General features: G+C 73.3%; 11 protein-coding genes. 6 read left to right on the forward strand and 5 right to left on the reverse strand.

The genetic code is table 11. From position 1 onward, the window contains the following. Nucleotides 1-60: 60 nt before the first annotated feature. Nucleotides 61-897: a TIGR02452 family protein gene (locus OG429_RS33570; RefSeq protein ID WP_328929017.1), complete on the forward strand. Its 837-nt coding sequence runs from the start codon at nt 61-63 to the stop codon at nt 895-897. 209 nt (nt 898-1,106) lie between these two features. Here OG429_RS33570 and OG429_RS33575 read toward each other — a convergent pair whose 3' ends face one another. The 5 genes from OG429_RS33575 to OG429_RS33595 form a co-directional block, all read right to left on the reverse strand. Next, nucleotides 1,107-1,589 (reverse strand): type II toxin-antitoxin system PemK/MazF family toxin, encoded by a 483-nt coding sequence (locus OG429_RS33575; protein WP_328929018.1) that lies wholly within the window; start codon nt 1,587-1,589, stop codon nt 1,107-1,109. 265 nt (nt 1,590-1,854) lie between these two features. Beyond that, nucleotides 1,855-2,517 (reverse strand): O-methyltransferase, encoded by a 663-nt coding sequence (locus tag OG429_RS33580; RefSeq protein WP_328929019.1) that lies wholly within the window; start codon nt 2,515-2,517, stop codon nt 1,855-1,857. A gap of 234 nt (nt 2,518-2,751) precedes the next feature. After that, a complete protein-coding gene (locus tag OG429_RS33585; protein WP_405681310.1) occupies nt 2,752-4,113 on the reverse strand; it encodes an amidase in 1,362 nt (453 codons plus the stop codon). A 158-nt stretch (nt 4,114-4,271) separates the two neighbouring features. Next, entirely contained in the window at nt 4,272-4,964 is a 693-nt protein-coding gene (locus OG429_RS33590; RefSeq protein WP_328929020.1) for an alpha/beta fold hydrolase, read from the reverse strand. A 54-nt stretch (nt 4,965-5,018) separates the two neighbouring features. Continuing rightward, nucleotides 5,019-5,750 (reverse strand): MFS transporter, encoded by a 732-nt coding sequence (locus OG429_RS33595; RefSeq protein WP_328929021.1) that lies wholly within the window; start codon nt 5,748-5,750, stop codon nt 5,019-5,021. Between the two features lie 335 nt (nt 5,751-6,085). Between OG429_RS33595 and OG429_RS33600 the strand changes: the two genes are divergently transcribed. The 5 genes from OG429_RS33600 to OG429_RS33620 all read left to right on the forward strand — a co-directional run bounded on the left by OG429_RS33600 (nt 6,086) and on the right by OG429_RS33620 (nt 12,112). After that, complete coding sequence (locus tag OG429_RS33600; RefSeq protein WP_328929022.1) at nt 6,086-7,156, forward strand: LacI family DNA-binding transcriptional regulator; 1,071 nt, start codon at nt 6,086-6,088, stop codon at nt 7,154-7,156. A gap of 207 nt (nt 7,157-7,363) precedes the next feature. Then, nucleotides 7,364-8,563, forward strand: coding sequence for a thiolase family protein (locus tag OG429_RS33605; RefSeq protein ID WP_328929023.1), 1,200 nt, complete (start codon nt 7,364-7,366; stop codon nt 8,561-8,563). Nucleotides 8,564-8,730: 167 nt separating this feature from the next. Further along, nucleotides 8,731-10,170: an aldehyde dehydrogenase family protein gene (locus OG429_RS33610; protein WP_328929024.1), complete on the forward strand. Its 1,440-nt coding sequence runs from the start codon at nt 8,731-8,733 to the stop codon at nt 10,168-10,170. Nucleotides 10,171-10,232: 62 nt separating this feature from the next. After that, nucleotides 10,233-10,640, forward strand: a complete 408-nt coding sequence (locus OG429_RS33615) for a thioredoxin family protein (protein ID WP_328929025.1) — start codon at nt 10,233-10,235, stop codon at nt 10,638-10,640. Nucleotides 10,641-10,681: 41 nt separating this feature from the next. Continuing rightward, complete coding sequence (locus OG429_RS33620) at nt 10,682-12,112, forward strand: dihydrolipoyl dehydrogenase family protein (RefSeq protein WP_328929026.1); 1,431 nt, start codon at nt 10,682-10,684, stop codon at nt 12,110-12,112. The last annotated feature ends 30 nt before the right edge of the window (nt 12,113-12,142 follow it).

Consider the following 12,142-nt stretch of genomic DNA (forward strand, 5'->3'; position numbering starts at 1 on the left):
ACCCGCCCGCCGGGCACAAATGCCTTTGCCGCCGAGGCTGGTGGTGCAGAAGATGAAGGTGTGAGCAGCAGATTGCGCGAGATCGCGCGGGAGAACGCGGAAATCCTGGCGGCCGGTGGCTACCGGACGCAGTCGGGACGGCAGGTCGCGCTGGCCGCCGCCCTGGCGGAAGCCAAGGCAGGAACCAGGATATATGGACCAAACCGTGCCATTCCAGGCGAGGTGATCGCGGGTGGGGGCGGCGAGACGGCCGTCGAGGTCACCGATGAGAGCAGCACGGTCGCCGCCCGCAGGCTCGCGGCGGAGGGCCTGGGGCCGGTCCCAGAAGGCGCCGGGGTGGCCGTGTTGAACTTCGCTTCGGCCCGGAATCCCGGCGGCGGCTACGTCCGCGGCGCCAAGGCCCAGGAGGAGGCCCTGTGCCGCGCCTCGGCCCTGTACGAGACCCTGCTGGAGGCGCCGGAGTACTACGAGATCCACCGCGCGGAACGCAGCACCTTCTACACCGACCGGGTGATTCACTCACCCGGGGTGCCCGTCTTCCGCGACGACCGGGGCGCGCTGCTGGAGAACCCCTTCCGGGTCGGCTTCCTGACCTCCCCGGCCCCGAACGCGGGCACGATCCGGCGCCAGGAACCCGAGCGGGCCGCCGAGATCCCGGCGGCGCTGGCACGGCGGGCCGGGCTGGTCCTGGAGGTCGCCGCGCTGCACGGGTACCGGGGGCTGGTGCTGGGCGCGTGGGGGTGCGGGGTGTTCCGGAACGACCCGGCGGAGGTGGCGGAAGCCTTCCGGGGGCTGCTGGCGGGACGGTTCGCAGGGGTGTTCGACCGGGTGGTGTTCGGGATCCTGGACCGCGATCCGCGGACACGGGAGACCTTCGAGCGGGCCTTCGCGGCGTAGGGCCTGTCGTCACATTCCCGTCTGGCAGGATGCGGGCCAGGACGGTCGCGAGGAGCAGGACCACGACCGCGGCCACCAGGTAGGGGGCGCGCCGTCCCAGCCATTCGCCGAGGGACCCGCTGAAGGTGCGTTGGCCAACAGCATGCCGCCGATGGACCCGCTCAGCAGGGTCCCCACCACCTCTCCGCGGCGCTCGGGCAGCTGACCGGCTATCGCCAGCCGTAGCGCTCGCGCAGCCGGCCGACGACCAGCTGGAAGCGGCCCCGGTCCAGCGCGCAGGCCTCGCGCCGCATCCCCGACTCGTGCACCCGCAGTACCCGGTCGACGTCCACCCAGGACTCCCGCCCGGCGCTGTCCCACGGTCCCGTGCCGATCGGCACCCACTCCCGGTCGTGGTCGTGCCGCTTGCTGGACAGCTGTACGGCGAGCAGGGTCCGCCCGCCCGCCTCCCGGGCCACGACGAGCACCGGCCGGTCCTTGCCGCGGCCGTCGTTCTCCTCGAAGGGCACCCAGGTCCACACGATCTCACCGGGATCGGGGTCCCCGTCGGGGTCGGGAGCGTACGACGTCTGCACCGGGCCGATGGCCTGCGGATCGGCCTCGGTGGTGGCGGTGGCACCGTCACGGCCGGGCTGGTCGATGCGACCGTTGCTGGAGGTGCCGGAGTTGCTGTGGTGCGAAAGGGCCGTCATCCGGGTGAGGGTAGCGGGTTGGGGGGCTTGGGTTGGGGCGGGGCGGGATGTCCGCTGGGCGGCGTCAGGGACGTGCGCGGGGTCACGGCGGGCTGCTGTCCTTGGGCCCTACCCACACCAGACAGCGACCAGAAGCCCATCGGCATCCGGGGCGCCCCAAATCGCTACGCGCTCCTCATGTCTCGGCGTCCGGCGGCTGTCCGGGGCTGGCAATAGGCCGCCCACGACCGGTGGTGTCTGAGGTCGGTGTGCGGCGATCGGTGGGTCAGTCCGTGACGAGGGCCATGATGAGGCCGTCGTAGCCCTTGCTGCCGACCGTCTGCAGGGCGGTGGCGGTCAGTTGGGGGTGCTCCGCGATGAGTTCGGTGAAGCGGCGGACGCCCTGTACGCGGGGGTCGGAGCTGGTGGAGTCGACCACGGCGCCGTCGCGGACGACGTTGTCGCCGATGATGACGCTGCCGGGGCGGGTGAGCTCGAGGGCCCATTCGAGGTACTGGGGATTGGACGGCTTGTCCGCGTCGATGAACACCAGGTCGAACGGGGCGACGTCCGTGAGCTCAGGGAGGAGGTCGATGGCCCGGCCGCGACGGATGTCGACGACCTGCTCCAGCCCGGCGCGTGCGATGTTCGCGGCGGCGACGTCGGCGCAGTGTTCGTCGACTTCCAATGTGACCAACTGCCCTCCTTCGGGAAGGGCGCGGGCGAGCCAGATGGTGCTGTAACCGCCCAGGGTGCCGATCTCCAGGATGGTGCGGGCCCCACGGATCCTGGCGAGGAGGTGGAGAAGCTTTCCCTGGTTCGGAGCGACCTGGTGGGCCGGCATCCCCGCCGCATCACTGTCCGCTGCGGCGGCCGTCAAGACCTCGTCCTCTGCGACCAGCAACCCGTCGAAGTAGGCGTCGACGGCCGTCCAGGTCTGCTGACCCACGGGGATCCCCTCTCATCGCACTGCATTCCCAAAAGGAACTTACATCAGAACGGACCTCCTTCAACAGTTTGTTGTGTGCCTGTTCCCAGCCCCGGACGGGCGTCGGACACTGAGACGTGAGGAGCGCGTAGCGATCTGGCGCGCCCCCGGATGCCGATGGGCTTCTGGTCGCTGTCTGGTGTGGGTTGGGGTGCGCCCGCGCCTCCGAAGCCCCCGGCCCCGCCCAGCCCCACCTCACCCCGGCCGACGAGAGCCCCAGTCCTCCTCCGCCTCCAGTTGCGCCGCCAGCCCGAGCAGGGTCGGCTCCGATTCCGACGGGCCCAGAAGCTGTGCCCCCAGGGGCAGTCCGTCGGTCGTGAAGCCCGCCGGGACGTTCACGCCCGGCCAGCCCAGGACGTTCCACGTCCACGCGTACGGGCAGGCCGCGATCATCGCCCGGTCCGTGGCCATCGCCCCCAGCCCGGCCAGTGCTCCGATCCGCAGCGGCGGTGTGGCCGTCGTCGGGGTCAGGACCACGTCGAAGCGGCCGAAGATCTCGCCGACCCGCCGCCGCAGTACCGACTCCGCCCGGCGTGCGGCCCGCAGCGGCAGGCCGCCCAGGATCCGGCCCGTCCGCACGGCCTCGTGCGTGCGCGGGTCCAGCAGCGCGGGATCCGGCACCCGGGCCGCCCAGTCCCGTACGCCGCTGGTCGCCCGGGGGACGAAGGTCAGGCCGATCGGGCCGTAGCGCGGGTCTTCCGGGACCACTTCGTGGCCCAGCGACTCCAGCCGCCCGGCCAGTCGCTCCACCGCCGAACGGACCTCGGGATCAAGGGACTTGGGCGTCGCCGTGAAGGGCATGGCGAACGAGAGGGCGATCCGCAGCCGACGGGGGGTGCGGCGGGCCGCCTCGACCGCCGAGATGCGGGCCGGGCGGTGCAGGTCCTCGGGGTGCGGACCGCTCGCGGCGTCCAGCAGGAGCGCGGCGTCGGCGACCGTGCGGGCCAGCACGCCGTTGACGGTGAGCCCGTGGAACGACTCGGGCTCCGGCCAGGTGGAGATGCGCCCGCGCTGCGGCTTGACGCCTATCAGGTGGGTCCACGCCGCGGGGATCCGTACCGAGCCCGCTCCGTCGGACCCGAGCGCCGCCGGGACCAGCCCCGCCGCCACGGCGGTCGCCGAGCCGCCCGAGGAACCGCCGGGCGTGTAGGCGGGGTTCCAGGGGTTGCGGGTCCGGCCGAAGGCGTGCCCCTCGGTGAAGGGCCACTGGCCCAGCTCCGGCGTCTGGGTCTTGCCGACGATCACCGCGCCGGCCGCGCGCAGCCTTCGTACCGCTTCGCTGTCGGCGGTCTTGGGCGCGAAGTTCCCGGCGCAGCCGAAGGAGGTCACCTCGCCCGTCATGTCCATGTCGTCCTTGACGGCGATCGGGACGCCCAGCAGCGGCAGCCGCTCGCCTGCGGCCAGCCGCCGGTCCGCCGCGTCCGCCTCGGCCAGGGCGGCCTCGGTCCTTACGGTCCGGAAGGCGTTGAGCTCCGGCTGGGCGGCCGCGATCCGCCGCAGCGACTCCTCGGTCAACTGCCGTGCGGTGACGCTCCCTTCGGCGAGCGCGGCCGCCATCTCCACCAGGCCCGAGGGTCCGGCGGTGCCGGACGCGGACCTCGTGGCCGCCGAGACCGCTGACACCGAAGAACCCGTGACCGAAGAATCTGACACGCGACCAACTCCCCCCATTACCGACCGGTAGGAAGACGGTAATGGGGAGCGGTGGCGGGTGACTAGATCCAGCCCTCCAGCGAGGCCATGAACCCGTCGAAATCGTCACGGTGGATGGTGTGCCCGGCCCCGGAGACCGAACGCACCTGGAAACCACGGCTCTTGAGGATCTCCGCCCGCTCCTTCGTGATCAGGGTGCTCGGATCGGCGAGCTGCACGAGCGAGGGGACCACCGGCGCGGCCGGCATCAGGTCGGCTCCCATCAGGGGACCGAGGCTCAGCGCGGTGGCCTCGTCCCACACCGCCAGGGTCGCCAGCTCGACGTCGACGTCCGCCTCCTCCCAGCGCGGGTTCATCGCCTGGATCTGTTCCTTGGGCGCCGACTTGAACTGGGCGAGCATCTCGGGACCGAAGCCCTCCATGGCGGCGAGGTACCACGCCGGGTCGGAGAACACCGCGCGCCGCGGCTTCAGCCGGTCCACCGCGAGCGACAGGGTCAGGCCGCCCAGGGAGTGCCCGATGGCGAGTTCGGCACCGGCCGGAAGCGTCTCGGCCACGTCGTCCGCGTAGAGCTTCGGGCTGTACTCGCCGCGGCTGCTGGCCCCGTGGCCCCGCAGGTCCACGGCGATGACGCGGTACCCGAGGCCGGCGAGGGCGGGACCGACCCGGCGCCAGGTGCGGTGGTCGGCCATGATGCCGTGGATCAGGAGGGCGACGCGGTCGCCCTCGCCCCAGGTCCGGGTGTGAAGCTGCACGGTGGTGCCTTTCTGCGGGAGAAGTAGTGGGAGGGGCAGTGGGGAACCGAGCGGTCAGCGCACGCTGCGGATCGGCTTCACGGCCAGGGCGCCCGCCACCGCCAGTACGGCGGCGACGATGAACAGGGCGGTGTACCCGCCGCTGAGCGAGACGATGACCGACGCGATGAACGGGGCGACGATCTGCGGGCCGGCGTTGGCGGCGCCCGCCACGAGGGCGCCGAAGACGAGGTACCCGGTGCGGTAGTCCTCTGAGAAGGCCGCGCCGACCAGCGCGCCCACGGTGGAGCCGAAGGGCAGGCCGAGGCCGACGGCTGCCGAGGCCTTGCCGCGGGCGCTCATCGGCACCCGGTCGGGGACCACGGACGTGATGGCGGCCTGGTAGACGTTCATGACGGCCTGACCGAGGCACCAGGCGATCGTGATCAGCAGGATCGTGTCGGCGAGGCCGAGCAGCAGCATCGCCGGTACGGCGGCGAGTCCGCCGCCGAGGATCCAGGGGTTGCGGCGTCCGCTGCGGTCGGACAGGGCTCCGGCGACCGGGTTGAAGACCGTCGCGAAGACCGCCGAGACCCCTGCGATCAGGCCGAAGTTCGCGACCTTGTCCGCCGGGTCGATGTCTTCCACCTGGAGCGCGAGCAGCACGCCGGCGACTCCGACGTAGAGCGCGTACATGGCGCTGTTGCCGACGAGCAGCAGCGGGAGCAGGCCGCGTCCGGGGCCGGAGGAGGCCGACGCGTCGGCGGCGCCGACGGCGGTGCCGGTGCCGGGGGAGGAAAGGGCCACGGTGCCCTCCTGGGCAGATGCGAGCGGATGAGGGGTGGAGTGCGGGGGGTGTGGCTGAGCTGGGATGACCGGGGTGAGCGGGGTGGACGAGGGGTGCGGACGAGGGGTGCGGACGAGGGGTGCGCGCCGCCCTGTCGCGACGGCGGGGGTGCGACGGAGCGCGACCGGGCGGCGGCAGGTCCGGGCACGACCGGACACGTCCGGCGGCAGACCTGTTGAGGCAGATGCGGCAGTCGGGTTACACGTGTCAATGAATCGTGTAACCACTGTCTAGCATTGGTTTCTGGCCATCCGCTAGCCCCCGGGCGCAACCGGTCTGGAAAGATGCCACGGCAATGTCACAGTCATCGAATTCGCCGAAGCCGCCCGCACCGGCCTCCGGGTCTCCCACGCCGCCGCCCCCCGTGCCGACCAGCGCCGACGTGGCCCGCCTCGCGGGCGTGTCGCGCGCGACGGTCTCGTACGTCCTGAACAACGCGGAAGCCGTGCGCATCAGCGAGCCGACCCGCCGCAAGGTCCGCGAGGCCGCCGAGGAGCTCGGGTACGTGCCGCACGCGGCCGCCCGCAGCCTTCGCGCGGGACATACCCGGATCGTGCTGCTGCCCACCTCGCACGTGCCGGTCGGACCGCTGTACAGCACCTTCCTCAACGAGCTCCAGTGGGCGCTGCGCCGCCTCGACTACACCGTCGTCCAGTACGGGAGCCTCGGCCTGGGCGGCGACGAGGCCGTGCGCGCCTGGGCGGAGCTGCGTCCGGTGGCGGTGATCTCGCTGGGCGAGATCGCGCTCTCGGCGCGCAACGTCGCCACCCTCAAGCGGGCCGGGGCCCGCGCGGTGATAACGATGGGCCCGGTCGGCGTGCCGGGGGCGCACGCCCTGGTCATGAACCAGGAGGAGGTCGGCGCCCGGGCCGCCGCCCATCTGGTCGAGCGCGGTCGGCGGCGGATCGGAGTGATCGTGCCCGAGGAGGACGGACTCGAACTGTTCTCCGCGCCCCGTCTGGCGGGCGCCCGCTCGGTGACCGGGACCGGAACCGGTGCCGGTGCGGGGGTCCGGGTCGAGGCCCTCCCGATGGCCTACTCCGAGGAGTCGGCCGCGGCGCTCGCGGTCCGCTGGCGCGGGCTCGGGCTCGACGCTGTGTTCGCGTACAACGACGAGTACGCGATGCTGCTGATGCGCGCCTTCCAGGACGAGGGGCTGCGCATCCCCGAGGACGTCGCCGTCATCGGCGCCGACGACCTGCTCATCGGGCGGCTGCTGCGGCCCCGGCTGAGTACGGTGCAGATCGAGATGCCGACCGGTGACCACCTGGCGTCGCTGGTGGACCGCGCGGTGCGGGAGCCGTCGGAGATCACGGAGCGGCACGACCTGATGGCCGCCGCGGCCGTCCACCGGGAGTCGACCTGACGGTCCCGGGATCCCGCCGGACCGGATCCGGCGCCCGGACCGGATCCGGACCGGACCCGGCGCCCGGGCCTGGGGGCCGTTGACAGGCGGTGACCTGCGGACGGAGACTTCGGGCGCGCCCCACCGGGCGCGCCCGGCGGCGTTCTGCGGTGCCCACACAGGCAGCGATGCGCCACCGCCCGTACGGATCCGCCCAGGAGCGACCCCATGAGCATCCGCACCGTCCGCGACGTCTACGTCGTCGACGCCGTCCGCACCCCGATCGGTAAGTTCGGCGGGGCCTTCGCCGGGGTCCGGCCGGACGACCTCGCCGCGCACGTGGTGCGCGCGCTGGTGGACCGTACGCCCGACCTGGACCCGGCGCGCATCGACGACGTCGTCTTCGGCGACGCCAACGGCGCCGGTGAGGACAACCGCGACGTCGCGCGGATGGCCGTGCTGCTCGCCGGGCTCCCGGTCAGCGTCCCCGGGGTCACCGTCAACCGGCTCTGCGGATCCGGCCTCGAAGCCGTGATCCAGGCCGCCCGCGCCATCGCGCTCGGCGACGCCTCCGTCGCCATCGCGGGCGGCGTCGAGTCGATGACCCGCGCGCCCTGGGTGGTGCAAAAGCCCGAACGGACCTTCCCCGCGGGCCACCAGCAGATGTGGTCCACCACGCTCGGCTGGCGGATGACCAACCCGCGCATGCCCGCGGAATGGACCGGCTCGCTCGGCGAGGGCGCCGAGCTGGTGGCCGACAAGCACGGCATCACCCGCGAGGCGCAGGACGCCTTCGCCTTGGAGAGCCACCACAAGGCCGCGGCCGCCTGGGCCGCCGGGCTGTACGACGACGAGGTCGTGCCGTACGCGGGCGTGGACCTGGTACGGGACGAGTGCATCCGGGAGGGTTCCACGCCCGAGGCGCTGGCCCGGCTCAAGCCCGCCTTCCGGGCGGACGGCAGCGGCACGGTCACCGCGGGCAACGCCTCGCCGCTCAACGACGGTGCCGCCGCACTGCTGCTGACGGACGAGGCGGGGCTGGCCGCCACCGGAAGGGAGCCGCTCGCCCGGATCAGTGCCTCCGCCGTCACCGGGATCGAGCCGCAGCTCTTCGGCCTGGGCCCGGTGGACGCCGTCCAGCGGGCACTCGGCAAGGCCGGCCGGGGCTTCGCCGATCTCACCACCTTCGAGCTCAACGAGGCTTTCGCCGCCCAGGCGTTGGGCTGCCTCGCGTCCTGGCCGGAGCTCGACCCGGCCGTGGTCAACCCGCGCGGCGGGGCCATCGCGATCGGTCACCCGCTCGGCGCGTCGGGGGCCAGACTGGCCGGCTCGGTCGCGCACCAGCTGGCGGCGGCGGGCTCCGGTACCGGCATGGCGGCGCTGTGCATCGGGGTGGGGCAGGGCATCGCGCTCGTCCTGGAGCGCTGAACCCGTCGGCGGTGAACTCGCCGCCTCCGTGCGGTCGTCGATCGTTTCCGGACAGGTCCATCGCCAACTGCCCAATAACTGAACAGAAGTTGGTGCCTCCGGTCTGGCACGATGGCGCGTGCTGCCGCCCCCCCCGCCCCGCCCATCCCCACCGGAGGCCCCGCGCCATGCCGCTTCTCGATCCGACGCTCTGGCAGGACGGACCCACCCTCACCGGCGGCGCCGCCGCGGTCGTCGAACCCGCCACCGGCCGTACCCTCGCCACCGTCGACCTGGCCGCCCCCGCCGACGTCGCGGACGCCGCCCTGCGGGCCCGGGCCGCGCAGCAGGACTGGGCGCGCGCCACCCACCTGGAGCGCGCGGCCGTGCTGCGCCGCGCCGGGGACCTGTTCGCCGCGCACGCCGGGGAACTGCGGGAGTGGCTGGTGCGGGAGTCCGGTTCGATACCGGGCAAGGCCGACTTCGAGCTGCACGTCGCCGCGCAGGAGTGCTACGAGGCCGCCGCCCTGGCCTCGCGCCCCACCGGTCAGGTGCTGCCGAGCGAGGCGCCCCGGCTGTCCTTCACCCGGCGGGTGCCGGCCGGGGTGGTCGGGGTCGTGGCCCCGTTCAACGCCCCGCTGATCCTCGCGATCCGCTCGGTCGCGCCCGCGCTGGCCCTCGGCAACGCGGTGCTGCTCAAGCCGGACCGGCGCACCGCCGTCTGCGGCGGCCTCGCCCTAGCCGCCGTGTTCGCCGAGGCCGGCCTGCCGGGCGGGCTGCTGCACGTCCTGCCGGGCGGCGCCGAGACCGGGGCCGCGGTGGTCGCCGACCCCCGGGTGCGGGTGGTGTCCTTCACCGGATCCACCGCCGCCGGCCGGTCGGTCGCGGAGCTGGCGGGCCGTCATCTCACTCGCGCCCACCTGGAGTTGGGCGGGAACTCGGCCCTCGTCGTGCTCCGCGACGCCGATGTCGAGGCAGCCGTGGCCCAGGCCTCCTGGGGTTCCTTCTTCCACCAGGGCCAGATCTGCATGACGGCCGGACGCCACCTCGTCCACGCCTCGCTCTACGACGAGTACGTGGAGCGCCTCGCCGTGCGCGCCGAGGCGCTGGCGGTGGGGGACCCCTACCGCGAGCAGGTCCACTTGGGCCCGCTGATCGACCGGGCCCAGGTGGAGCGCGTACACGCGCTGGTGGAGGCCAGCACCGGGCAGGGCGCCAAGCTCGTCGCGGGCGGTACCCACCGGGATCTCTTCTACCGCCCGACGGTGCTGGCGGGCGTCGCCGACGACACGCCCGCCTACGCGGAGGAGGTCTTCGGCCCGGTCGCGCCCGTACGCTCCTTCGCGACGGAGGAGGAGGCGGTGGCCCTGGCCTCGGCGGGTCCGTACGGCCTCTCCCTCGGGATCGTGACCAGGGACGCGGCGCGCGGGCTGGACCTGGCCGAGCGGATCCCGACCGGGATCGCGCACGTCAACGACCAGACGGTCAACGACGAGGCCGTCGCCCCGTTCGGCGGTGTGGGTGCCTCCGGCACCGGTGCCCGTTTCGGAGGCGAGGCGAACCTGGACGCCTTCACCGAACTGCGCTGGACCACGACCCGCGCCGTTCCCGCAGGTCACCCCTTCTAGGAATGCCGACGGCAGGTCGTTCGTTCAAGGATCAGACGGCTCAATCAGGAGGTCTGGAAACCGTGGCTACAGTCGAGCTCACCAAGGAAAACTTCGACCAGACGGTCAGCGAGAACCCGTTCGTGCTGATCGACTTCTGGGCGGGCTGGTGCCGGCCGTGCCTGCAGTTCGCCCCGGTCTACGAGAAGGCCTCGGAGGCCCACCCCGACCTGGTCTTCGCCAAGGTGGACACCGAGGCGCAGCAGGAGCTGGCGGGTGCCTTCCAGATCACCTCGATCCCGACGCTGATGATCGTCCGGGACCAGGTGGCCATCTTCGCCCAGCCCGGCGCCCTGCCGGAGGCGGCGCTGACGGACCTCATCGGGCAGGCCCGCGCCCTCGACATGGACGAGGTGCGCGCGAAGATCGCCGCCGAGCAGAAGGGTGCCCGGGACGCCGGAGCGCAGGACACGGGCACGCCGGAGGCCTGATTGCGTGACGCCGCCCCCGGCGGGCGGTGACACTGATCCGCATGACTGAAGCCGTGGAGTACGACGTCGTGGTGCTCGGCGGGGGACCGGCAGGCGAGAACATCGTCGACCGGACCCGCGCCGCCGGGCTGAGTACCGCCCTCGTGGAGAGCGAGCTCGTGGGCGGGGAGTGCTCGTACTGGGCCTGCGTCCCGAGCAAGGCGCTGCTGCGGCCGGTGCTCGCCCGGTCCGACGCCCGCCGGGTGCCGGGGCTGGCGGGGGCCGTGGCGGGGCCGCTGGACTCGGCGGCGGTGTTCGCGCACCGCGACTACTGGACCGGGAACTGGAAGGACGAGGGCCAGATCGACTGGCTCGACTCGATCGGCGCCCATGTGTACCGGGGCCACGGCAGGCTCGACGGGGTCCGCAAGGTCGCCGTCACCGGCCCCGAGGGCGAGCACCACGTGCTGTCCGCCCGCCACGCGGTGGTGATCGCCACCGGCACCCGGGCGGTGATCCCCGACGTGCCGGGGCTCGCCGGGGCCCGTCCCTGGACCAGTCGGGAGGCGACCTCCGCCCACGAGGCGCCCGGCAGGCTGCTGATCGTGGGCGGTTCCGTGGTCGCCGCCGAGATGGCCACGGCGTGGCAGGGCCTCGGCTCGCAGGTCACCGTGCTCGTACGCGGCCCACGGCTGCTGCCGCGGATGGAGCCCTTCGCGGGCGAGCTGGTCGCCGACGCGCTGCGCGAGGCGGGCGCGGTGGTCCGTACGGGTGTGGCCGTCGAGGCGGTCGTACGCAACGGCTCCACCGGGCCCGTCACGGTGGTGCTGGAGGGCGGCGAGATGCTGGAGGGCGACGAACTGCTGATGGCGACGGGCCGTTCGCCGCGGACCGATGACATCGGGCTGGACACCGTCGGGCTGCCCGCGGGGGAGTGGATCGGGGTCGACGACAGCTGCCGGGTGACGGGACACGACTGGCTGTACGCCGTCGGAGACGTGAACCACCGCGCGCTCCTGACCCACCAGGGCAAGTACCAGGCCCGGATGGCGGGCGCCGCCATCGCCGCCCGCGCCGCCGGCACGGCCTCGCTCGACACCGGACCCTGGGGCGCGCACGTCGCGACCGCCGACACGCGGGCCGTCCCGCAGGTGGTCTTCACCGACCCGGAGGCCGCCGCGGTGGGCCTCAGCCTGGCCGAGGCCGAACGGGCGGGCCACCGGGTGCGCGCCGTCGACTACGACCTGTCCAAGGTCTCCGGCGCCGGGCTGTACGCCGACGGCTACCGCGGCCGGGCCCGGATGGTCGTCGACCTGGACCGCGAGGTCCTCCTCGGGGCCACGTTCGTCGGCCCGGGCGCCGCCGAGCTGCTCCACGCGGCGACGGTCGCGGTGGCGGGGGAGGTGCCGATCGCGCGGCTGTGGCACGCGGTCCCGGCGTTCCCCACGATCAGTGAGATCTGGCTGCGCCTGCTGGAGACCTACCGGGGGTAGGAGTCGCCGACGCGTGCCTGTGGGTGAGGG

The sequence above is a fragment of the Streptomyces sp. NBC_00190 genome, assembly GCF_036203305.1.
Lineage (GTDB): Bacteria > Actinomycetota > Actinomycetes > Streptomycetales > Streptomycetaceae > Streptomyces.